Here is a 21,783-nt window from a genome sequence, read left to right as displayed (position 1 = left end):
TACAACTAGTAGTCGCCGGTCATGACGTTCACCAGCTCCTCGCCGGCGGCGTAGCGGCGGAGCTGGTCGTGCACCAGGCGGTGGGCCCGGGGCCACATCGCGCTGCTGGCGCCGCCGACGTGCGGGCTCACCAGCAGGTTCGGCGCGTGCCAGAGGGGGTGGGTCGCCGGCAGCGGCTCGGGATCGGTGACGTCGGTCGCGTAGTGGAGCCGGCCGGAGTGCAGCTCGGCGACCACCGCGTCGGTGTCGACGACGGCGCCCCGGGCGACGTTGACCAGCAGCGCCCCGTCCTTCATCGCGGCGAGGAACGCGGCGTCGACCAGGCCGCGGGTCGCCTCGGTCAGCGGCACGACCAGAACGACGACGTCGGCGCCGGGGAGCAGCCGGGGCAGCTCCTCGATCCCGTAGACGCCGCCGCGGGCGCTCCGCGCGACCCGCACCACGTCGACCTCGAACGGGAGCAGCCGCCGCTCCACGGCCTCCCCCACCGCGCCGTACCCGACGATCAGCACCTGCCGGTCCGCGAGCGCGGGGTGCCAGCCGGGGCGCCAGGTGTGCCGGTCCTGGTCGCGCACGAACCCGGGGACGCCGCGCAGGCTCGCCAGCACCAGGGTGACCGCGAGCTCGGCGGTCGAGGTGTCGTGGATGCCGCGCCCGTTGCAGAGCAGGACGCCGTCGGGGACGTGCCCGCGCAGGTTGTCGACACCGGCGGTCAGCGTCTGCACGACCTCGAGGCTGGTCATCCGGGGCAGCACCTCGGCCACCTGCGGCCCGACCTGGTAAGGCGGCACGTAGAACCGCACCTCGGAGACGCTGTCGGGCACGTCCCGGGTGGGGTCCACGACCTCGTAGCGCAGGTCCTCCGGCGGGCCGCCCCGCTCGTCGACGAGCTCGGTCGGCTCGAAGGGCAGCCACACCAGCCGGTCGGTCACGACCGCCCCAGCAGGGCTGCGTGCCGCGCCACGGCGCTGGCGTCCGTGAGCGAGGCGACCTGGTCGACGACGACCCGCAGCCGGGCGGCGTCGTCGCCGGCCGCCCGCCAGTCGTCGGCGAACGGTCGGTCCAGCGCGCCGGGGGCGCGGTCGGCGAGCACGGTGACCAGCTCGGCGAGCAGCTCGCGCTGCCGCTCCATCAGCGCGACGCGGTCGTCGGCACGCATGACGTAGTGCGCGGCGACCCCCTTGAGCACCGCGATCTCGAGCCGGGTCTGCTCGGGCACGACCAGGTCGGCGGCGTAGCGCACGAACGGTCCGTCACCGGCCTCGAACGTCGCGTGCTGCACCGCCCCGCAGAACCGGCCGATCAGGTCGCTGGTGAGGTTCTTCAGGGCGGCGAGCGAGCGCCGGCTGCCGTCGTACGGCGTCACGGGCCAGCTGCCGACGGTGCGCAGCTCGGCGAGCGTCTTGTCGAGCACGTCGTCGGTCACCTCGGGCAGGTACCAGTCGCGCACGGTCTGCCAGACCGCGGCCTCGTCGACAGTGGTGAGCTCGATCCGACCCGCCACCACGCCGTCCTCGACGTCGTGGACGGAGTAGGCGACGTCGTCGGCGAGGTCCATCACCTGCGCCTCGAGGCACTGGCGGGTGCCGACCGCGACGCGACGCATCCAGTCGAAGACCGGCCGGTCGTCGTCGTAGACCCCGAACTTCACGACGAAGCGCGGCGACCCGTCGGCGTGCACCCCGCTGGGCTCCTCCGCCGCGGCCCGCGGCCAGGGGTACTTCGTGCAGGCGTCCAGGGTGGCGCGGGTCAGGTTGAGCCCGGCGCCGTCGGTCTTCGCCTCGAGCCGGGTCAGCAGCCGCAGGGTCTGCGCGTTGCCCTCGAACCCGCCGCACGGCTCACCGAGCTCGGCCAGCACCCGCTCGCCGTTGTGGCCGAACGGGGGGTGGCCGAGGTCGTGGGCGAGGGCTGCGGTCTCGGCGATGTCGGGCTGGCTGCCCAGCGCCCGGGACAGGTCGCGGGCCACCTGGGCCACCTCGAGGCTGTGGGTGAGCCGGTTGCGCACGAAGTCGTCGGACTGCGGACCCATCACCTGGGTCTTGGCCGCGAGCCGGCGGGACGCGGCCGCGTGGACCACCCGCGCGCGGTCGCGCTCGAACGGCGTGCGCACCGGCGCGTCGACCCGCTTGGGCGGCTCCTCGACGATGCGCTCGCGCGCGGCCTCGTCGTAGCGGTCGTGGGTGCTCATCGCTGCAGACTCTAGGTCCCGGCTGGGACGTTCGCCCCTGCCGGCCACCGGTCGCCGCGTCCTACTGTCGCGGCATGACGCGGATCGCGGAGTACCGCGACGCACTCCGGGCCCTCGACCCGGCCGCCTGGCCGGCGTACCTCGACGCGCACTCCGGGCTGCCCGGGCCACGCGGCAACATCGAGCTGGCGGTCGCCCTGGCCGAGCTCGCCGGTCCCGAGGTCGACGACGAGCTGATCGCCAGCGGCGACGAGTACCGCACGTTCTGCGGGGTCCTCGGCCTCGGCTCGCGCGCCTCCGACCCGGCCGTCACGGCCCGGCTGCACGGCCACGCCTCCGACGAGCGGTGGCGGGTCCGCGAGGCCGTGGCGATGGCGCTCCAGCGCCTCGGCGACGCGGACCTGCCCGCGCTGGAGTCGATCGTCCTCACCTGGGCCGGCGACCCGGACCCGCTCGTCGTGCGGGCCGCGGCCGCCGCGATCTGCGAGCCGCGCCTGATCGGTACGCCGGAGGCGGCCGCCGTCGCCGTCGAGGTGTGCCGGCGGGCGACCGCCGCGCTCGCGGCCGTGCCGGCCGGCGAACGACGCCGCCCCGCCGTCCGGACCCTGCGGCAGGGGCTGGGCTACTGCTGGAGCGTGGCGGTGGCCGCCGACCCGGGGCCGGGGCTGGTGGCGTTCCACGCCCTCGACAGCGACGACCCGGACGTCGCGTGGGTCGTGCGGGAGAACCTGGGGAAGAAGCGTCTGGCGCGCCTGGTCTGACGCCGCGCGGGGCGTCAGTTGGTCGAGACGTGCACGTGGTCCATGTGGTTGGCCGTGGGCGAACCGTGGTCGCCGTAGGACCGCCAGCCCTCGGAGGCCCGCACGGGCGTCCAGATCTGGTCCCACCAGATGACGTCGTAGAGGTTCAGCTCGGAGGCGTGCGCCTTGAGGAACTCCGCGATCGCGTCACCGAGCTCCTTGTCGCTGGTCATGATGTCGATGGCCTTGCCCGACGAGTGCTCGCCGTGGGCGTCCCACCCGCCGTAGCTGGTGATCTGCGGGAAGGCGTGGCACACCGAGCGGTAGACGTAGACGGCGTCGGAGACGAGACCGCTCTCGACGCTGCCGTCCGGGCAGGGCGCCATCGACAGGCCGGCCGCGGCGGCGACGGGCTTCTCGTCGGAGAGGTAGCCCGCGGTCACCCAGCGGGACTGCCCGTCGACGACGATCTCGGTCCGGCCGGCGGTATCGCGGCCGGTGACGAGCACCTGCTTGCCGGCGTCGATCTCGCCGACCTGGGTGGCGGACGACCCGGCGTCGGTCCACAGGTTGAGCACGGTGGTCGTCCAGAGCTTCTCGTCGGCCTGCTCGACGGCCCGCTGCGTCGCGACGCGGGCGGCGCGCTCGGCGGCCCGCTCCGCGGCGGCCTGCTTCGCGAGGCGGTCCTGGTTGCGGTCGAACTCCTTCTGCAGGAGGTCGCCCGAGATGCGGGAGCCGCTCCGCGAGGCGACCTCGCGGGACTGGAAGACGCCGCTGATGTCGGCGGAGACGTCCGCGGTCACGACCGGGCTGGCGGGGTTGCTCGCCAGCATGCCGATGGTCACGGCCGAGGCGGTCGCCAAAAGGGCGAGCGGGCCGGCGATGACGGCGGCACGGGGCTTGCGGCGGGCATCGGTGTCCCGCTTGTGGCGATGATCTGCCACAGCGCTGATCCTTTGCTGTTGCTTGACTGGGCGGTGTCGATGCCGCAGGACCCCGAGAAAAGTAACGAAACGGCAACGACGAGCACCCACTCAACCACACCGGGCGGGGCACCCCGAATCGCGGGGCCCCTGGAACGGGGTGTTCCCGATCACCCTCCGGTGGTCTCGCCGGCCTCCTCCTGGAGGTGGGAACCGCTGCCGTCGGTGTCGTCGAGCCAGCCCTCGGGGAGCGCGACCCGGCCTCGCGGCGAGCCCTGCCGACCGCGCGGCGAGCCGAGCTCGGCGATCGGGAACGGCTCGGTCGGGTCGAGGTCGGCGAGCAGCCGGTCGAGCGTGGCGAGGGTGTCGACGAGCCCGAGCGAGCGGCGCAGCTCGCCGCCGGCCGCGAAGCCCTTGAGGTACCACGAGACGTGCTTGCGGAACTCCTTGCAGCCGCGCTCCTCGCCGAGGTGCTGGCACAGCAGCTCGGCGTGGCGGCGCATCATCGACGTGACCTCGCCCAGGGTGGGGAGGGTCGCGCGGAACCCGTCGACGGGGGCCTCGCCGCGGAAGGCGGTCGCGAGGTCGCGGAAGATCCAGGGGCGGCCCAGGCAGCCCCGCCCGACGACGACGCCCGCGGCACCGGTCTGCTCGACCATGCGGACGGCGTCGGACGCCTCCCAGATGTCGCCGTTGCCGAGCACCGGGATGTCGACGTGGTCGACCAGCGCGGCGATCGCGTCCCAGTCGGCCGCACCGGAGTAGGCCTGCGCGACGGTGCGCCCGTGCAGCGCGATCGCCGCGACTCCCGACTCCTGGGCGATCCGGCCCGCGTCGAGGTAGGTCAGGTGGTCGTCGTCGATCCCCTTGCGGGTCTTCATCGTCACCGGCACGTCGTACGGCGCTGCGGCGGCCACCGCGTGCTCGAGGATCTCGCCGAGCAGGCCGCGCTTCCACGGCAGCGCGCCGCCGCCGCCCTTGCGGGTCACCTTGGGGACCGGGCAGCCGAAGTTGAGGTCGATGTGCGCCACGCCGTACTCGGCGCAGAGGATCTCGGCCGCCTTGCCGACGTAGACCGGGTCGGTGCCGTAGAGCTGCACGGACCGCGTGGTCTCGAGCTCGTCGAAGACGAGCATGTCCCGGGTGTGCTGGTCGCCCTCGACGAGGCCGCGGCTGGTGATCATCTCGCAGACGTAGAGACCAGCCCCCTGCTCGGCGCACAGGCGCCGGTACGCCGCGTTCGTGATGCCCGCCATCGGCGCGAGCACCACCGGCGTGTCGACGCGGAGGGACCCCAGCGTCAGGCCGGCGGGCAGCGCAGTGGGTGAGGTGGGCACGACGCCATTGTCCGGCGCGGTGGCCGGAGCGCCCAAATCACTGCTGCTTCTGCTGGCCCGGCTTCTTCGTGGGCTTCCCCGTCGGCTTGGACGACGGCTTGGACGACGGCTTCCCGCTGGGCTTCGGCGCCTCGTACTTCGCCACGTCGCCGGTCCAGGTGATCGGGTTGAAGGTCTCGTCGGGCCGGAAGCTGACCGCCTCGAGCTGGCCGTGGTCGGGGGCGAGGTAGACCAGGCACACCTTCGCGTCGGCGCCCGGGCCGAACTTCTTCGGGAAGGGCGTGCTCGGGCACGGCTTGAACGAGCTCGTGAACGGCGTGGGCTCGAGCAGGACGTTGTCGTCGTTGACGACGTACAGCGGGACCGGCCGGCCGCCGAGGTCGGTGTCGCCGACGTTCTCCACGTCGGCGCGGACGTAGTAGGCGTTCGACTTCTTCTGCGCGTCGGAGAGCTGCCACGCCGAGAACGCCTTGATCGGGGCACGCTCCAGGTCGGTCACCGTGATGTCGAGCGCCCCCACCTGGTCCTGGCGCGGGTGGTAGGCGACGACCGCCGTGTCCCCGACCGACAGCTGGCTGCCGGGCGCGGTCAGCTCGACGCCGTCGGGGACCGGGAGGTACGGCGAGCCGGTCGCCGTGGGTCCGGTCCCGCCGGCCGACCCGTCGCCGCCCGAGGAGTCGCTGCCGGAGCACCCGGCGAGCGCCAGGGCGCCCACGACCGCGAGCGCGAGCAGGGGGGTCCGCGTCATGCGGAAAGTGTGCACGAGGGAGGCCGTCAGCAGCCGATGAAACGCTCGGCGAACCACGACGTCACCGCGTCGAGGGAGATCCGCTCCTGCGCCATGGTGTCGCGCTCGCGCACGGTGACCGCGTGGTCGTCGAGCGTCTCGAAGTCGACCGTGACGCAGTACGGCGTGCCGATCTCGTCCTGGCGGCGGTAGCGGCGGCCGATCGCGCCGGAGTCGTCGAAGTCGACGTTCCAGCCGGCCCGGCGCAGCTCCGTGGCCAGGCCCTTCGCCTTGGGCGAGAGGTCGGCGTTGCGGCTGAGCGGCAGGACCGCGACCTTGACCGGCGCGAGCCGCGGGTCGAGCCGCAGCACGGTGCGCTTGTCCACGCCGCCCTTGGTGTTGGGCGCCTCGTCCTCGGTGTAGGCGTCGACGAGGAAGGTCATCAGGCTGCGCGAGAGGCCCGCGGCCGGCTCGATGACGTAGGGCACGTAGCGCTCGTTGTTGGCCTGGTCGAAGTAGGAGAGGTCCTGGCCGGAGTGCTTGGCGTGCGTGGTGAGGTCGAAGTCGGTGCGGTTCGCGATGCCCTCGAGCTCACCCCACTCGGAGCCGGCGAACTTGAAGCGGTACTCGATGTCGACGGTGCGCTTGCTGTAGTGGCTGAGCTTCTCCTGCGGGTGCTCGTAGTGCCGCAGGTTGTCGGCGTCGATGCCGAGGTCGACGTACCAGCGCGTGCGCTCGTCGATCCAGTACTGGTGCCACTCCTCGTCCTCGCCGGGCTTGACGAAGAACTCCATCTCCATCTGCTCGAACTCGCGGGTCCGGAAGATGAAGTTGCCCGGCGTGATCTCGTTGCGGAAGCTCTTGCCGATCTGCGCGATGCCGAAGGGCGGCTTCTGCCGGCTCGACGTCACGACGTTGGCGAAGTTGATGAAGATGCCCTGCGCGGTCTCCGGGCGGAGGTAGTGCAGCCCCTCCTCGTTCTCGATGACCCCGAGGTAGGTCTTGAGCAGGCCGGAGAACTGGCGCGGCTCGGTCCACGCGCCGCGGGTGCCGCAGTTGGGGCACGCGACGGTCGTCAGGTCGACGTCGTCGGGGTTCTCGATCCCCTTCTTCTCCGCGACCTCCTCCTGGAGGTGGTCGGCGCGGAACCGCTTGTGGCACGACTGGCACTCGGTCAGCGGGTCCGTGAAGGTGTCGACGTGGCCGCTGGCCTCCCACACCTGGCGGGGCAGGATGATCGAGGAGTCCAGACCGACCATGTCGTCACGCATCGTGACCATGGACCGCCACCACTGGCGCTTGATGTTCTCCTTGAGCTCGACGCCGAGCGGGCCGTAGTCCCAGGCCGAGCGGGTGCCGCCGTAGATCTCACCGCACGGGTAGACGAAGCCCCGGCGCTTGGCGAGGGAGACGACGTTGTCGACGGTGGACGGCGGCGGCTTGGCCACGGTGGCTCCTATGGTCAGCGGGTGGTGTGCGGCGACGCGGGTGGAGAGTTCAGCCTAACGACCGTGGCGACCAGGTATTGAGGGTGGTGCCGGGCTCCGCGTCCTCGTAGGCGGACGGCTCCTCGAGGGCTCCCACCAGGACCGGCCAGGCCCGCAGCTTCGCGTCGTACGACGAGAGCGCCCGCCGGTAGCTGCCGACGTTCTCCCACCGCGTGGTGAGCACCCAGAGCTCCGGGTCGTCGACGTTGCGGCCGATCTCCCCGCCGACGTACCCGGTGCACGCGGCCAGCACGTCCCGCGCGGTCGCCAGGTCGGCACGGAACGCCTCACCCGACTCGAGCGGCACCCGGAACCTGTTCACGACCAGCACCCGGTCAGCGTAGTGGCCACCCACGTGTTGACAATGATTCTCAACTGCGCTGAGAATGGTTCTCATGAGAGGGGTCGTGGTCGCCGCCCTGGCGGGTGCCGTGCTGGCGAGCGGGTGCGCGGCGTTCACCGACGACTCCGTCGGGCTCGACAACGGCGTGCAGGTGGCGGCCGCGTTCTACCCGCTCGCCTGGGTCGCCGAGCAGGTCGGCGGTGACCTGGTCGAGGTCGAGAACCTGACGGCCCCCGGCGGCGAGCCGCACGACCTCGAGCCGACCGTCCGCGAGACCGCCGAGGTCGCGCAGGCCGACGTCGTCGTCTTCGAGCGCGGCTTCCAGCCGGCCGTCGACGACACGGTCGACGAGAACGCCGAGGGCGCGGTGGTCGACGCGGCCCAGGTCGTCGACCTCGTCCCGTTCCGCGACCACGGCGTCGACTCCCCCGAGGACGACCCGCACTTCTGGCAGGACCCGCTGCTGCTCGCCGAGGTGGGTGACGCGGTGGCCGCGCAGCTCGCCGAGGCGGACCCCGACCACGCCGACGGCTACCGCACCCGGGCCGCCGACCTGCGCGCCGAGCTCGAGCAGCTCGACCGCGAGTACGCCGAGGGCCTCGCCGACTGCGAGCGCGACACCGTGGTCGTCAGCCACGACGCATTCGGCTACCTGCAGCGCTACGGCCTGCGGATGGAGACGATCCTCGGGCTGTCCCCCGACTCCGAGCCGACCCCGGCCGACCTCGGTCGCCTCCAGGACCTCATCCGCAGCGAGGGCGTCACCACGGTCTTCTCCGAGTCGCTGGTGAGCCCGGCGGTGGCCGAGCAGCTGGCCCGCGACACCGGCGTCCGCGCCGCGGTCCTCGACCCGATCGAGGGCCTCAGCGACGAGACCGACGCCGAGGACTACCTCTCGCTCATGCGGTCCAACCTCACCGCCCTGCAGGAGGCGAACGGATGCTGACCGCCGACCCGGTCGTGGAGATGGTGAACGGCGCCGTGGCGATCGCCCGGCGCCCCGTGCTGCGCACCGTCGACCTCACCGTCCGGTCCGGCGAGTTCGTGGCCCTCATGGGGGCGAACGGGTCCGGCAAGTCGACGCTCGTGCGGGCGCTGACCGGGCTGCGGCCCCTCACCACCGGCTCGGTGCGGCTCTTCGGCACCGACCTCGACCACTTCCACGACTGGCAGCGCGTCGGCTTCGTCCCCCAGCGCGGTGGCGCCGGCTCCGGCGTACCGGCGTCGGTGTGGGAGGTCGTCGCCTCCGGCCGGCTCACCCGGCGGCGGCTCCTCCACCGGCTCGGTCGCGCCGACCGGGTCGCGATCACCGACGCCCTCGAGGTCGTGGGCCTCGCCGACCGGGTTCGTGACGGCGTCGCGACGCTGTCGGGGGGCCAGCAGCAGCGGGTGCTCATCGCCCGGGCGCTGGCCGGTGAGCCCGACCTCTTCTTCCTCGACGAGCCGACCGCCGGTGTGGACCTGCCCAACCAGCAGGTGCTCGCCGACACCCTCGGCACGCTCTCCCAGCGAGGCGCGACCATCGTGCTCGTGGCCCACGAGCTCGGTCCGATGGCACCGCTGATCGACCGGGCGGTCGTGATGCGCGACGGTCGCGTCTCCTACGACGGCCCGCCCCTGGCCAGCGAGGAGGTCGCGACCGCCCACCTCGACGGCCACCAGCACCACCACCACGAGACGGTGCGGCACGACCACGCGCCGCACGTCGCCTCCCCGCTGGAAGGTGGGCTCGGATGAGCGGCTACCTCGACCTGCTGTCCTACGGATTCATGCAGCGGGCCATCCTGGCGGCGGTCTTCACCGGCTTCGCCGCACCGGCCGTGGGCACCTACCTCGTGCAACGGCGGTTGGCCCTGATGGGCGACGGCATCGGCCACGTCGCCGTCACCGGCGTCGCGATCGGGCTGCTCACGGGCCTCTCCCCCACCTGGACCGCCGTCGTCGTGGCGGTCATCGGGGCCATCGTCATCGAGGTCATCCGGGAGCGGGGACACGCCAACGGCGACGTCGCGCTCGCGCTGCTCTTCTACGGCGGCCTGGCCGGCGGCGTCCTCATCACCGGGCTGGCCGGGCAGAGCGGCGCCCGGCTCCAGCAGTACCTCTTCGGCTCCATCACCACGATCTCCCGAGGCGACGTGGTGGTGACGATGGTGCTCGCCGCGGTCGTCGTCGTGGTCTGCGTCGGCCTCGCACCGCAGCTGTTCGCGGTCGCGCAGGACCAGGAGTTCGCCCGGGTCGCCGGCCTCAACATCCGGCTCTACAACCTGCTCGTCGCGGTCCTCGCGGCGGTGAGCGTGACGGTCGCGATGCGCACCGTCGGGCTGCTGCTGGTCTCCGCCCTGATGGTGGTGCCGGTGGCCACCGCGCAGCAGGTGAGCCGGACGTTCCGCAGCACCCTCGCCGGAGCGATGGTGCTCGGCATGGTGGCCTCGGTCGGTGGCCTGCTGCTCTCGGCGGCCGCCCCGGCCGGCACCCGGGTGCAGCCAGGTCCGACGATCGTGCTGCTCGCCCTCGCCGGCTTCGTCGCGGCCTGGCCGGTCGGCGTCTGGCTTCGATCGAGGCGCCGGCTGCTCGAGCCCTTCCCCGTCGTGCCCACGACGGCGCACCAGGAGACCGACGAGCACCCCCACGTGCACGGCGAGGACTGCGGCCACATCGCCGTTCCGCACGGCGATCACGTCGACTACGTCCACGACGGCCACCGCCACGCGCCCCACGGGAGGCACTATGACGAGCACTGACCCGACCGGCTCGGCCCAGCAGGGCATGCGGCCCACCCGGCAGCGCCGTGCCGTGGCCGACGCGCTCGCGTCGTTCGACGACTTCCGCTCGGCCCAGGAGATCCACGACCTGCTGGGTCGACGGGGCGACCCGGTGGGGTTGGCGACCGTCTACCGCACCCTGCAACGGCTCGCCGAGGGGGGCGAGGTCGACGTGCTGCGCACCGAGGACGGCGAGGCGATCTACCGGCGCTGCTCGGACACCCACCACCACCACCTGGTGTGCCGCGAGTGCGGCCGCACGGTGGAGGTGGAGGGGCCGACGGTCGAGCGGTGGACCCGCGCGATCGCCGCCGAGCACGGCTACGACGACGTCAGCCACACGCTGGAGATCTTCGGGACCTGCTCCGGCTGCCGGGACTGACCACCCGGACGTGCCAGCCCGATCGGTGCATGTCCTCCGCCCGCGTTCCGCCGTAGCGTTGACCGATCCTCTCGGGACCTCGTTCACCCAGGAGGTGTTGTCATGGCAGCTGTCGAGTCGCAGAGCATCGACCGTCCGCACGAGCGGCGGCCGTTCAAGGACCACGGCCACATGGACGTGGTCACCCTCGGGGACTTCACGATGGGCAAGGGGACGTTCGAGCCCGGCTGGCGGTGGTCGGAGGACGTCAAGCCGATCGCCGGGACGGAGTCCTGCGAGGCGACGCACACCGGGTTCTGCCTCTCCGGCCGGATGACCGTCCGGATGGACGACGGCACCGAGGCCAGCGTGGGTCCCGGCGACGTCGTGCGGATCGAGCCGGGTCACGACGCCTGGGTCGACGGCGACGAGCCCTGCGTCCTCCTCGACACCGGCGTGGCGGCCTACGCCAAGCCGGCGGGCTGAGGGGTCGGCCGGGTCCGTCAGCCGGCCTGCTTCCACGGGTCGTGGTCGGCCAGGATCCGGTCGACGCGCGCCTGGTCGAGCCGCGAGAAGACGTACTGGCTCTCCTGGGTGTCGCGCACGCACTTGGCGAGGCTGAACGCGGAGGTCGTCAGGAAGACCGTCCCGAGGGCCAGGAAGGCCTTCGGCCAGGGCTCGGCGGGCAGGTAGTAGATCGCGACGAGCATCGTGAAGAGGGCCAGTCCGAACGCGATCGCGGACTGGGCGTAGAAGGCGGCGGTGTTCTTCGGGGTGGGGGCTTGGCTGTCCATGCGTCGAGTCTCGGCCGGGCACCACCGGGCCCGCATCCGTACGGATACTCAGCCCGACGACCCGTCGGTGCGAGACTTCCCCGTGTGAGCCCGTGGTCCAGCCCCGCCGCGATCGCCGTCGAGGACCGGCTCTTCCGGGCGCTCGCGGTGCTGCGGCCGGTGCTGCTGGTGAACACCGTCGCGCTGGCCGTGCACCGCTCCGACGCCGACGCCCGACCCGGGCTGGGGGCGGCCTGCGTCGTGCTGATGGTGCTGTGGACGGCGTTCGCGACCTGGGCGTACGCCGACCGGCGGCGTCGCACCGCTCCCCTGCTCGTCACCGACCTGGCCCTCGCTGCCGGGCTGCTGCTGATCTCGCCGGTCGTGACCGGGGGCGACGCCAGCCTCCCCGGGTTCTGGGTGATCGCCGCGCTGGTCGCGTGGGCGATCCGCTACCGGACGGTGGGCGGGCTGGTCGCGGGCGTGGTCCTCGCCGGGTCCGACCTGCTGCGGCAGGACGTCGACGCCTCCGACTACGGCAACGCCTTCCTGCTCCTGATCGGCGGGCCGACCGTCGGCTACGTGGTCGCGACCCTGGAGGAGCTCGCCACCGAGCGCGACGCCGCCCTCCGCACGGCGGCGGTCGCAGCCGAGCGCGCGCGGCTGGCCCGCGCGGTGCACGACGGCGTGCTGCAGGTGCTCGCGCTCGTCCAGCGCCGGGGCCGGGAGCTGGGCGGCGAGGGGGCCGAGCTGGGACGGCTGGCCGGCGAGCAGGAGCGCGAGCTGCGTGCGCTGGTCCGCGCCCAGGAGGACCCGCCCACCACCGGCGACGTCGTCGACGTCGCCGCCGAGCTCAGCCGGCTGGGGGCGCGCCCCGGGGTGACCGTCTCCGCGCCGGCGTACCCCGTCGAGCTGCCGGCGGCCACGGCGCACGAGCTCGTCGCCGCGGCGAGCGCGTGTCTCGACAACGTCGGGCGGCACGTCGGCGACGACGCTCCCGCGTGGCTGCTGCTGCAGGCGTTCCCCGACCGGGTCGAGCTCACGGTGCGCGACGACGGTCCGGGGATCCCCGCCGGCCGCCTCGAGGAGGCCGCGGCCCAGGGGCGGCTCGGGGTCGCCGAGTCGGTCCGCGGACGGATCGCCGACCTCGGCGGGACCGCGCTGCTCGAGACCGGGCCGCACGGCACCGAGTGGGAGCTCGTCGTCCCCCGACCCGGGACCGGAGGATGACCACGTGACCGAGCAGGAGGCAGCCGTGCGGGTGATGGTCGTCGACGACCACCCGATGTGGCGCGACGCGGTCGAGCGCGACCTGGCCCAGGCCGGGTACGACGTCGTCGCGGTGGCGGCCTCCGGGCGCGAGGCGCTGGCGCGGTTCCGGGCCGCCCGGCCGCAGGTGCTGGTCCTGGACCTGCAGATCCCTGCCCCCGACGGGGTCCAGGTCACCGCGGAGGTGGTCCGGCAGGACCCCGAGGTCCGGGTGCTCGTGCTGTCCGCCTCCGGCGAGCAGGCCGACGTGCTCGCAGCCGTGAAGGCCGGGGCCACCGGCTACCTGGTCAAGTCCGCGTCGCGGGAGGAGCTGCTCGCCGCCGTCCGAGGCGTCGCGCAGGGCGAGCCGGTCTTCACCGCCGGTCTCGCGGGGCTGGTCCTCGGCGAGTTCCAGCGCGACCCGGACGAGCCGCAGCTGACCGACCGCGAGACCGAGGTGCTCCGCATGGTCGCGAAGGGGCTGTCCTACCGCCAGATCGCCGACCGGCTGGTGCTGTCGCACCGCACGGTCCAGAACCACGTGCAGAACACGCTGCGCAAGCTGCAGATGCACAACCGGGTCGAGCTGACCCGCTACGCGATCGAGCAGGGGCTCGACGAGGACGGCTAGCCCTGCGCCCCGCCGTACCGCCGGTCCCGGCGGGCGTAGAGGTCGACCGCGTGCCACAGGTGCCGGCGATCGACGTCGGGCCAGAGCACGTCGGTGAAGACGAGCTCGGCGTAGGCCGCCTGCCACAGCAGGAAGTTGGAGAGCCGCTGCTCCCCCGACGTCCGCCAGACCAGGTCGGCGTCGGCGACCTCGGGGACGTAGAGGTGCCGCGCGAACGCCTTCTCGTCGACCTTCTCCGGGTCGAGGCGGCCGGCGGCGACCTCGCGGGCGATGGCGCGTGCGGTGTCGGCGATCTCGGCGCGACCGCCGTAGTTCACGCACATGGTGAGGGTGAGCACGTCGTTGTCGCGGGTCAGCTCCTCGGCGACCTGGAGCTCCTTGATGACCGACTTCCACAGCCGCGGCGCCCGGCCTGCCCAGCGGACCTTGACGCCGAGCTCGTGCATCTCGTCGCGGCGGCGGCGGATCACGTCGCGGTTGAACCCCATGAGGAAGCGCACCTCCTCCGGGGAGCGCGACCAGTTCTCGGTCGAGAACGCGTAGGCCGAGATCGCCTTCACCCCGATCTCGATCGCGCCCTCGACGACGTCGAACAACGAGTGCTCACCCTGCTCGTGGCCCTTGGTGCGCGGCAGCCCGCGCTCCTTGGCCCAGCGGCCGTTGCCGTCCATGACGATCGCGACGTGCCGCGGCACCAGCTCCTTCGGGATCGCCGGCGGCCGGGCACCCGAGGGATGGGGGGTCGGTGGTCGGACGGCACGGCTCACGGTCGAGGAGCCTAGTGCGCGCGCGTCACCGCTCGACGTACACGAGCGACTTCAGGCCGCGCTCGAGGTGCCAGGCGAGGTACGCCGCCACCAGGCCGCTCGCCTCCTTGAGGGTGCGCGGGGGCGCGCTGTCGACGACCTCCCACTCGCCGGCGAGCAGCGCACCGAGCAGCAGGACGGTGTCCGGTGAGGGGCTGGCCGAGCCCGGGACCCGGCAGGTGGTGCACACCATCCCGCCCATCGCCGGGTTGAACCACCGGTGCGGTCCGGTCGCCGTGGGGAGGCAGCCGCAGCGGGCGCAGTGGTCGAAGGACGGCGCGTAGCCCGCGACGGCGAGCGAGCGCAGCAGGTAGGAGTCGAGGACCTGGCCCGGCCCGTGCTCGCCGGCGACCATCGCCCGCAGCCCGCCGACCAGCAGCAGGAACTGCTGCACCGCCGGCTCCCGCTCCTCGGGCACCAGCCGGTCGGCGGTCTCGAGCATCACGGTCCCGGCGGTGTAGCGGTCGTAGTCCAGGCCGAGACCCTTGGAGAACGGCGTCAGCGTCTCGGCCTGGGTGATCGTGTCGAGGCTGCGACCCTCGGCCAGCTGGAGGTCGACGTGGGTGAACGGCTCCAGCCGCGACCCGAACCGCGACGTCGTCCGGCGCACGCCGCGCGCGACGGCACGGACCCGGCCGTGCTGGCGGGTCAGCAGCGTGATGATGCGGTCGGCCTCACCCAGCTTGTGGGTGCGGAGCACGATCGCCTCGTCGCGGTAGAGCACGCTGCCTATCTTGCCTGTCAGGTGCCCGTACGACGGCGCCGACGCGAGCCTTTCCAGCACCCGACTGCGAGACCGACCGCGGCCCGGTCGAGGCGCTCGGGGCTCACCCGCCACTCCAGCGCGGACCGGGCCCGCACCAGCGTGCCCTTCGGCAGCTCGTCGGCGAGCATGACGGCGTCCGCCATCGGGCGCACCGGGTCGAACGGGTGGCCGACGACCAGGGCCGGGACGGTGATGCGCCGGCGCTCCTTCGCCGAGGGCGCCGCGCGGCCGAAGAACAGCCCGTGCAGCAGCGCGGCGAGCGCGCCGGCGCGCTGGTCGCAGGTGTCGAGCGCGACGCCCGCCCAGAACGGGACGACCCCGCGCGGCACCGGCCGGGTCAGCCGCCGCAGCAGGGTGACCGAGAGCGGCAGGAACCGCGCGGTGAGCAGCAGCGGGGCGAACACGACGATGCTCGCCTCGACGCCGTGGTCGAGGATCGGCGCCTCGACGATCAGCCCCCGCACCCGGGTCGGGGCGGTCACCGCCACCTCGAGCGCCACGTTGGCGCCCAGCGAGACGCCGCCGAGCACGGCCTGCGGGGCGCCGAGGTGGTCGAGCAGCGCCACGACCTGCTCAGCGAACTCGGTCACCGAGTAGGCGTGCGGGTCGTCCGGACGGTCCGAGCGGCCGTGCCCGAGCAGGTCGAGCGTGACGACGTGCAGGCCCTCCGCGGCGAGCGCGTGCGCGAGCGGCTGCTGCATCCGTCGCGGCGCGAGCTCGGCGGGCAGCAGAACCACCCACGCGTCACCCGCGCCGTACTCGGTGTACTCCAGCCGGTCGCGACCGGACTCCGACTCGACGAAGTACTGCCCGATCCGCTCCGACACCAGCATGCGTCGACCCTACGGCCGCGCCGCGCCGAGCGGGGCCCGGTTCACCGCGCTGATCACGGCCTTGAGGGACGCGGTGACGATGTTGGCGTCGACCCCGACGCCCCAGTAGATCGTGTCGCGCACCAGGCACTCGACGTACGCCGCCGCGAGCGCGTCCCCGCCGGCGGAGAGCGCGTGCTCGGCGTAGTCGAGGACCCGGACGTCGAAGTCCTGGGGCAGCTCGTTGATCGCGTTGACGAACGCGGCGATCGGGCCGTTGCCCTCGCCGTGCAGCGTCGTGAGCTCGCCCTCGACGTAGACGTTCACGTCGAGCGCGTCCTTCTGGCCCGCAGCCGACGAAGTGTGCACCGAGTTGAGCTTCAGCGGCGACTCGGGGTCGAGGTACTCCGCCGAGAAGACCTCCCAGATCTCGTCGGGGGTCATCTCGCCGCCCTCGGCGTCGGTGCGCTCCTGCACCACCCGGCTGAACTCGATCTGGGCCCGGCGCGGCAGGTCGAGCTTGTGCTCGGCCTTGAGGATGTAGGCGACCCCGCCCTTGCCGGACTGGCTGTTGACGCGGATCACCGCCTCGTAGGTGCGGCCCACGTCGTGCGGGTCGATCGGGAGGTACGGCGCCTCCCAGGGCAGCTGCTCGACCGGGACGCCCTGCTCGGCGGCCTGCCGGTCGAGGTCCTCGAGGCCCTTCTTGATCGCGTCCTGGTGCGAGCCGGAGAACGCCGTGTAGACCAGGTCGCCGGCGTACGGGTGCCGCGGGTGGACCGGCAGGTTGGTGCAGTACTCGACGGTCCGCCGGATCTCGTCGATGTCCGAGACGTCGACCATCGGGTCCACGCCCTGGCTAAAGAGGTTCATCGCCAGCGTCACCAGGTCGACGTTGCCGGTGCGCTCGCCGTGGCCGAACAGGCAGCCCTCGACCCGGTCGGCGCCGGCCATCATCGCCAGCTCGGTGGCGGCGACCGCGGTGCCGCGGTCGTTGTGGGGGTGCAGGGAGATGACGGTGTTCTCGCGGCGGGTCAGCTGCCGGCCGAACCACTCGATCTGGTCGGCGTACACGTTCGGGGTCGCCACCTCGATCGTCGCCGGCAGGTTGAGGATGATCTCGCGGTCGTCGTCGGGCTGCCACACGTCCGAGACGGCCTCGCAGACCTCGACGGAGAACGGCAGCTCGGTGCTGGTGAAGATCTCCGGGCTGTATTCGTAGCCGATGACGGTCATGTCGAGGTAGGCGTCGCCGTGCTTCATCACCATCTCGGTGCCGCGCACGGCGATGTCCTTGATCTCGTCCTTGCTGGCCCGGAAGACCACCCGGCGGAACAGCGGCGCCAGCGCGTTGTAGAGGTGGATGTTGGCCCGGGGCACGCCGACCAGGGACTGCACGCTGCGCTCGATGAGGTCCTCGCGCGCCTGGGTGAGCACCGAGATCGTCACGTCGTCGGGGATGTGGTCGCCCTCGATCAGCTGGCGCACGAAGGAGAAGTCGGTCTCGCTCGCCGACGGGAACCCGACCTCGATCTCCTTGTAGCCCATCCGCACCAGCAGCTCGAACATCTTCATCTTGCGCGCAGGCGTCATCGGGTCGATGAGCGCCTGGTTGCCGTCCCGGAGGTCGGTGGAGAGCCAGCGAGGCGCCTCGGTGATGACCGCCGACGGCCAGGTGCGGTCGGGCAGGTCGATCGGGGGGAACGGGCGGTAGCGGTGGTACGGCATGCCGCTGGGCTTCTGCGGCGTTCGGTTGGCGATCGTCATGGGGTCCTGCCTCGGGTGCTGGTCGGTGAGGCCGGCGCACGCACTCACTCCGCAGCGAGGGGGTCCGGCTCTGGCTCAGACCTCGCTGCGGCAGCGAAGGAGGAGGCTGCGCGTCATGACCCGGCCACCCTAGCGGATCGCGTCCGCGGCGGGCACCCCGATCTCGATCCGTGCGACGAACCATCCCGCCCGGTGGTGCAGCGACAGGTCGTCGACGAGCCGCCGGACCAGCCAGAGCCCCGAGGGGCCGAGCACCCCCGGCACGGTCTCGTCCTCCCGCCCGTAGCCGACGCCGACATCGGCGGTCCCGCCACCGCGGTCGCTCACCGTGCACACGACCCGGTCCGGCTCGACCCAGACGGCCAGGGCGACCGGGGAGGTGCCGTGGACGAGGGCGTTGGCCGTGAGCTCCCCGACGGAGATCACGGCCGCGTCGCGCACGTCCGGCGACGTGCCGCTGAGCTCCAGCACGCGGCGCAGGCGACGTCGGGCGCCGATGACGTCGCCCGGCGTGTGCAGCCGTGGGAGGTCGAGGACCGGGTCGACCCCGGGCACCCTCCGCAGCTGCAGCTCGCCGAGCCGCCCGGACGGGCCGATGTACCCCGGGTTGGCGTCGCGGCGACCGTCGCGCCGCAGGACCGGATGGGTCCGACCGACCGCGCCCAGCACCTCCGGCGAGGTCGTCCTCAGGTCGTAGGCGCAGACCGCCCAGAGCGGCAGTCCGCCGAGGGCCAGGTTGCACATCGTCTCCAGGAGCTCCAGGCGGCGCAGCGACTCCGGGTCCGACCCGGTGGCCACCGTCCCGACCACCCGGGCGCCGGGAGCGTGCTCGGAGCGAGCACGGGTCGCGAACCGCCGGTAGCGGTCCACCACCGCCGCGACCTTCAGCGGGGGCTCGGAGCGGGGCAGCACCTCGACCCGACCGCCGTCGCCGAGGTCGGCGCCGAGCGCCGACAGCGGGTCGGCCGGCGCGTCCCCGTCACAGACGAGCAGGACGTGCTCGCCTCGGGCGAGCCCGTCCCGGACGAAGGACCTGCCGACGGAGGCCAGGTGGTCCGGCCCGTCGTGGAGCAGGGCGTCGTGCTCGAGCTCGCGACTCATGGCGGAGGGCGACGTCGTGGCGCCGGCCGGGTCCCCGCGTGCATCAGGGCTTGAAGACGACCTTGACCATGCCGTCCTCCTTGGCCCGGAACGACGCGTACGCCGCCGGCGCCTCGGACAGCGGCAGGGCGTGGGTGTGGAACGTCTCGACACCGAGGTGGTCCTCGTCCTCGCCGAGCAGCTTCAGGATGTCGTCGGACCAGGCGCGCACGTTGGCCTGGCCCATCCGCAGCTGCAGCTGCTTGTCGAAGAGCTGCATCATCGGGAGCGGGTCGGCCGCGCCGCCGTACACGCCGGAGATCGAGATCGTGCCGCCTCGCCGGACCGACTCGATCCCGGTCAGCAGGGCGTCGAGCCGGTCGACGCCGGCGCGGGTCATCACGGCGCCCTGGACCCGCTTGGGCAGCAGGCCGAGCCCCTTCTGCGCGGCCTCCGCGAGCGGTGACCCGTGCGCCTCCATGCCGACCGCGTCGATGACGCTGTCCGCGCCACGGCCCCCGGTCAGCTCGCGCACCGCACCGGGGACGTCGTCGACGGCGCCGAGGTCGAGGGTCTCGGCACCGCGCGCGGCGACCCGGGCCAGGCGCTCGGGCACCCGGTCGACCACCACGACGCGATGCCCGCGGTGCATCGCGATCCGGGCGGCCATGTCGCCGATCGGGCCGGCGCCGAGCACGAGCAGGGTGCCGCTGTCCGGGACGGCGGCGTACTCGACGCCCTGCCAGGCCGTGGGCAGCACGTCGGAGAGGTAGAGGAAGCGCTCGTCCGGCGGGCCCTCGGGGACCGGGACCGGGAGGAAGTCGGCGAACGGCACCCGGAGGAGCTCGGCCTGGCCACCCGGGACCTGGCCGTAGAGCTTGCTGTAGCCGAACAGGCTGGCGCCGGTCCCGTGCTCGCGGTTCTGGGTGGTCTCGCACTGGCTGTACAGGTGGCGGTCACACATCCAGCAGGACCCGCAGCTGACGTTGAACGGGACGACGACGCGGTCGCCGACCGCGAGGTCCCGCACCTCCGCGCCGACCGCCTCGACGATGCCCATCGGCTCGTGGCCGATCACGTCGCCCGGCGTCATGAACGGCGTCAACGGGTCGTAGAGGTGCAGGTCCGACCCGCACAGCCCGGTCGTCGTGATGCGCACGATCGCGTCGGTCGGCTCCTGGATCACGGGGTCGGGGACCTCCTCGACCCGGACGTCCTGCCTGCCCTGCCACGTCACTGCCTGCATGCCGAGATCTCCTCCGTCGTCCGCCCGTCGTGGTTCGCCGTGCTCTGCGCCGGTACCCGGGCACCCACCCGGGAAACGGATTAGGCCCGCTCCCGGCCGGGTACGAGCCGACCAACGCCCGATCTCGCGTCCTTGCCTCTCCAGCACCGGGAGGTAGCGTCGCAAGGGAGAACCGGACGACCTCCCTTGCTGGAGCAGACGGCAAGGCACCCATCGCTCGCGGGATGGAGTCGCCCCGAATGTCCACCACGCTTCCCACACCGGTCGCCACACCCCTGGCGACACCTGTCATCAGCACCGCCGACCCGGACTGCGGCCTCAGCCGCGCCGAGCGCGCGGAGCAGACGGCCGACCTGCTGCGCGCCGCCCACGGCTGCCCGGACCCGGACCGGGCCACCGCGCTGCGCGAACGGGTCATCGTCATCAACCGGGGCGTCGCCGAGGCGGTCGCCTCGCGCTACCGCAACCGGGGCGTCCCGCTCGAGGACCTCCACCAGGTCGCCTTCGAGGGCCTCACCAAGGCGGTGATGCGCTTCGACCCGACGCTGCGCAACGACCTGCTCACCTACGCGGTGCCGACCATCCGGGGCGAGCTCCAGCGCTACTTCCGCGACCACGGCTGGACCGTGCGGCCACCGCGACGCATCCAGGAGAACCAGTGGCAGGTGAACCAGGCGGTCGACCGCCTCAGCCACACGCTGGGCCGCGAGCCCGAGGGGGCCGAGGTCGCCGCGGACCTGGACCTCCCGATCGAGGAGTACCACGAGGCGCTGGCGGCGTTCGGGTGCTTCAGCCCGGCCTCGCTCGACCAGCCGACCGGCGGTGAGGCGTCCGCCGCGGTCGGCGACCTGATCCCGGACGAGGACCACGACACCGACGCCACCGAGGCCCGTGTGACGCTCGCCCCGGTGGTCGGACGCCTGTGCGCGCGGGACCAGCGGATCCTCTATCTTCGGTTCTTCGAGGACCGCACCCAGGAGGAGATCGGCCGCGAGCTGGGCGTCACGCAGATGCAGGTGTCGCGGCTGCTGACCCGCATCCTCCGCTCGTTGCGAGAGGAGCTGCAGGAGGCCGGATGACCGAGGACCGAGGGCTCGCCGCCCAGTTCGCGCAGATCAGTGGCGAGCTGATGGGCGAGTCGACCGAGGAGCTGACGTTCGACGCGGTGGTGAAGCGCGCCGCCGACACGATCCCCGGGTGCGTGCACGCCGGGATCACGCTGCGCCGCCGCCGGGGTCGCGCCGAGACCGTCGCGGCCACCGACGGCCTGGTGGATCGGCTCGACGCCGTGCAGTACGCCCTCCAGGAGGGCCCGTGCCTCGACGCCGCGTTCGAGCGGGAGAACGTCGTGATCCACGACGTCAGCACCGACCGGCGGTGGCCCCGCTGGGCGGACGAGGCGCGCCAGGCCGGCGTGGTGTCCGCCATGGCGATCCGCCTGTCGACGGCCGAGGAGACGCTCGGCGCGCTCAACCTCTACGGCGAGCAGCCGCACAACTTCGACGGCGACACCGCCGACATCGCCCTGATCTTCGCGGCGCACGCCACCGAGGCGATGAGCAAGGCCCGGCTGGTCACCGGCCTCCGCACCGCCCTCGAGACCCGGCACGTCATCGGGATCGCCCAGGGCGTGCTCGCCGCCCGGTACGACATCTCCTACGAACGGGCCTTCGAGGTCCTCCACCGCTACTCGAACGACCACAACCTCAAGCTCCGCGACGTCGCTCGGACGGTGACCGAGACCCGCCGCCTCCCCGGGGACGAGCCCGAGGTGACAGCCTGACCC

General features: G+C 72.9%; 24 protein-coding genes. 10 read left to right on the top strand and 14 right to left on the bottom strand.

Annotation, left to right across the window (positions count from 1 at the left end; translation table 11 throughout):
* Window positions 1-5: 5 nt before the first annotated feature.
* Together ACILQ5_RS09905 and ACILQ5_RS09900 are read right to left on the bottom strand one after the other, a co-directional pair.
* Entirely contained in the window at window positions 6-932 is a 927-nt protein-coding gene (locus tag ACILQ5_RS09905; protein ID WP_395657828.1) for a 2-hydroxyacid dehydrogenase, read from the bottom strand.
* Complete coding sequence (locus ACILQ5_RS09900) at window positions 929-2,188, bottom strand: deoxyguanosinetriphosphate triphosphohydrolase (RefSeq protein ID WP_395657827.1); 1,260 nt, start codon at window positions 2,186-2,188, stop codon at window positions 929-931. The genes ACILQ5_RS09905 and ACILQ5_RS09900 overlap by 4 nt, the downstream gene beginning before the upstream one ends.
* 74 nt (window positions 2,189-2,262) lie before the next feature.
* Between ACILQ5_RS09900 and ACILQ5_RS09895 the strand changes: the two genes are divergently transcribed.
* The gene (locus ACILQ5_RS09895) at window positions 2,263-2,949 is read left to right on the top strand and encodes a HEAT repeat domain-containing protein (RefSeq protein ID WP_395657826.1); all 687 of its coding nucleotides are present in this window, start codon (window positions 2,263-2,265) and stop codon (window positions 2,947-2,949) included.
* A 14-nt stretch (window positions 2,950-2,963) separates the two neighbouring features.
* Here ACILQ5_RS09895 and ACILQ5_RS09890 read toward each other — a convergent pair whose 3' ends face one another.
* The 5 genes from ACILQ5_RS09890 to ACILQ5_RS09870 all read right to left on the bottom strand — a co-directional run bounded on the left by ACILQ5_RS09890 (window position 2,964) and on the right by ACILQ5_RS09870 (window position 7,733).
* Complete coding sequence (locus tag ACILQ5_RS09890) at window positions 2,964-3,872, bottom strand: mucin-2 protein (protein WP_395657825.1); 909 nt, start codon at window positions 3,870-3,872, stop codon at window positions 2,964-2,966.
* 149 nt (window positions 3,873-4,021) lie between these two features.
* Window positions 4,022-5,188 carry a tRNA dihydrouridine synthase DusB gene (dusB, locus tag ACILQ5_RS09885; protein ID WP_395657824.1) on the bottom strand — a complete coding sequence of 389 codons (1,167 nt, stop codon included), beginning with the start codon at window positions 5,186-5,188 and terminating at the stop codon, window positions 4,022-4,024.
* 37 nt (window positions 5,189-5,225) lie between these two features.
* A complete protein-coding gene (locus ACILQ5_RS09880) occupies window positions 5,226-5,936 on the bottom strand; it encodes a hypothetical protein (RefSeq protein WP_395657823.1) in 711 nt (236 codons plus the stop codon).
* 26 nt (window positions 5,937-5,962) lie between these two features.
* A complete protein-coding gene (locus ACILQ5_RS09875) occupies window positions 5,963-7,363 on the bottom strand; it encodes a glycine--tRNA ligase (protein ID WP_395657822.1) in 1,401 nt (466 codons plus the stop codon).
* Between the two features lie 49 nt (window positions 7,364-7,412).
* On the bottom strand, window positions 7,413-7,733 hold the full coding sequence (locus ACILQ5_RS09870) for an antibiotic biosynthesis monooxygenase family protein (protein WP_395657821.1): 321 nt from the start codon (window positions 7,731-7,733) through the stop codon (window positions 7,413-7,415).
* Between the two features lie 64 nt (window positions 7,734-7,797).
* Between ACILQ5_RS09870 and ACILQ5_RS09865 the strand changes: the two genes are divergently transcribed.
* From ACILQ5_RS09865 to ACILQ5_RS09845, 5 genes are all read left to right on the top strand, one after another.
* Window positions 7,798-8,691: a metal ABC transporter substrate-binding protein gene (locus ACILQ5_RS09865; RefSeq protein ID WP_395657820.1), complete on the top strand. Its 894-nt coding sequence runs from the start codon at window positions 7,798-7,800 to the stop codon at window positions 8,689-8,691.
* Window positions 8,685-9,482 carry a metal ABC transporter ATP-binding protein gene (locus tag ACILQ5_RS09860; protein WP_395657819.1) on the top strand — a complete coding sequence of 266 codons (798 nt, stop codon included), beginning with the start codon at window positions 8,685-8,687 and terminating at the stop codon, window positions 9,480-9,482. Before ACILQ5_RS09865 ends, ACILQ5_RS09860 begins: the two co-directional genes overlap by 7 nt.
* A complete protein-coding gene (locus ACILQ5_RS09855) occupies window positions 9,479-10,486 on the top strand; it encodes a metal ABC transporter permease (protein ID WP_395657818.1) in 1,008 nt (335 codons plus the stop codon). The genes ACILQ5_RS09860 and ACILQ5_RS09855 overlap by 4 nt, the downstream gene beginning before the upstream one ends.
* A complete protein-coding gene (locus tag ACILQ5_RS09850) occupies window positions 10,473-10,889 on the top strand; it encodes a Fur family transcriptional regulator (protein WP_395657817.1) in 417 nt (138 codons plus the stop codon). The genes ACILQ5_RS09855 and ACILQ5_RS09850 overlap by 14 nt, the downstream gene beginning before the upstream one ends.
* Window positions 10,890-10,991: 102 nt before the next feature.
* Entirely contained in the window at window positions 10,992-11,354 is a 363-nt protein-coding gene (locus ACILQ5_RS09845) for a cupin domain-containing protein (RefSeq protein ID WP_395657816.1), read from the top strand.
* Window positions 11,355-11,371: 17 nt separating this feature from the next.
* On the opposite strand, the gene ACILQ5_RS09840 is transcribed toward ACILQ5_RS09845, so the two are convergent.
* Entirely contained in the window at window positions 11,372-11,662 is a 291-nt protein-coding gene (locus ACILQ5_RS09840) for a YiaA/YiaB family inner membrane protein (RefSeq protein WP_395657815.1), read from the bottom strand.
* A gap of 84 nt (window positions 11,663-11,746) precedes the next feature.
* Between ACILQ5_RS09840 and macS the strand changes: the two genes are divergently transcribed.
* Window positions 11,747-12,871, top strand: a complete 1,125-nt coding sequence (macS, locus tag ACILQ5_RS09835; RefSeq protein WP_395657814.1) for a MacS family sensor histidine kinase — start codon at window positions 11,747-11,749, stop codon at window positions 12,869-12,871.
* A gap of 34 nt (window positions 12,872-12,905) precedes the next feature.
* Entirely contained in the window at window positions 12,906-13,520 is a 615-nt protein-coding gene (locus tag ACILQ5_RS09830; protein WP_395657841.1) for a response regulator, read from the top strand.
* Here ACILQ5_RS09830 and ACILQ5_RS09825 read toward each other — a convergent pair.
* The 6 genes from ACILQ5_RS09825 to ACILQ5_RS09800 form a co-directional block, all read right to left on the bottom strand.
* Complete coding sequence (locus tag ACILQ5_RS09825; RefSeq protein ID WP_395657813.1) at window positions 13,517-14,287, bottom strand: isoprenyl transferase; 771 nt, start codon at window positions 14,285-14,287, stop codon at window positions 13,517-13,519. The two genes, ACILQ5_RS09830 and ACILQ5_RS09825, sit on opposite strands and share 4 nt — an antisense overlap.
* 25 nt (window positions 14,288-14,312) lie before the next feature.
* Window positions 14,313-15,050, bottom strand: a complete 738-nt coding sequence (recO, locus tag ACILQ5_RS09820) for a DNA repair protein RecO (RefSeq protein ID WP_395657812.1) — start codon at window positions 15,048-15,050, stop codon at window positions 14,313-14,315.
* Between the two features lie 17 nt (window positions 15,051-15,067).
* Entirely contained in the window at window positions 15,068-15,925 is an 858-nt protein-coding gene (locus ACILQ5_RS09815; protein ID WP_395657811.1) for an alpha/beta fold hydrolase, read from the bottom strand.
* Window positions 15,926-15,934: 9 nt separating this feature from the next.
* Complete coding sequence (leuA, locus tag ACILQ5_RS09810; protein WP_395657810.1) at window positions 15,935-17,671, bottom strand: 2-isopropylmalate synthase; 1,737 nt, start codon at window positions 17,669-17,671, stop codon at window positions 15,935-15,937.
* Window positions 17,672-17,800: 129 nt separating this feature from the next.
* Window positions 17,801-18,772: an MEDS domain-containing protein gene (locus ACILQ5_RS09805; RefSeq protein ID WP_395657809.1), complete on the bottom strand. Its 972-nt coding sequence runs from the start codon at window positions 18,770-18,772 to the stop codon at window positions 17,801-17,803.
* 43 nt (window positions 18,773-18,815) lie between these two features.
* Window positions 18,816-19,997, bottom strand: coding sequence for a zinc-dependent alcohol dehydrogenase (locus ACILQ5_RS09800; RefSeq protein WP_395657808.1), 1,182 nt, complete (start codon window positions 19,995-19,997; stop codon window positions 18,816-18,818).
* A 239-nt stretch (window positions 19,998-20,236) separates the two neighbouring features.
* Here ACILQ5_RS09800 and ACILQ5_RS09795 point away from each other — a divergent pair, with 239 nt between their 5' ends.
* Window positions 20,237-21,076 carry a sigma-70 family RNA polymerase sigma factor gene (locus tag ACILQ5_RS09795; protein ID WP_395657807.1) on the top strand — a complete coding sequence of 280 codons (840 nt, stop codon included), beginning with the start codon at window positions 20,237-20,239 and terminating at the stop codon, window positions 21,074-21,076.
* On the top strand, window positions 21,073-21,780 hold the full coding sequence (locus tag ACILQ5_RS09790; protein ID WP_395657806.1) for an ANTAR domain-containing protein: 708 nt from the start codon (window positions 21,073-21,075) through the stop codon (window positions 21,778-21,780). Before ACILQ5_RS09795 ends, ACILQ5_RS09790 begins: the two co-directional genes overlap by 4 nt.
* Window positions 21,781-21,783 lie beyond the last annotated feature (3 nt).

This window comes from Nocardioides sp. (assembly GCF_044226305.1).
Taxonomy (GTDB): Bacteria; Actinomycetota; Actinomycetes; order Propionibacteriales; family Nocardioidaceae; genus Nocardioides.
This window is presented reverse-complemented; position numbering and strand designations above follow the sequence as displayed.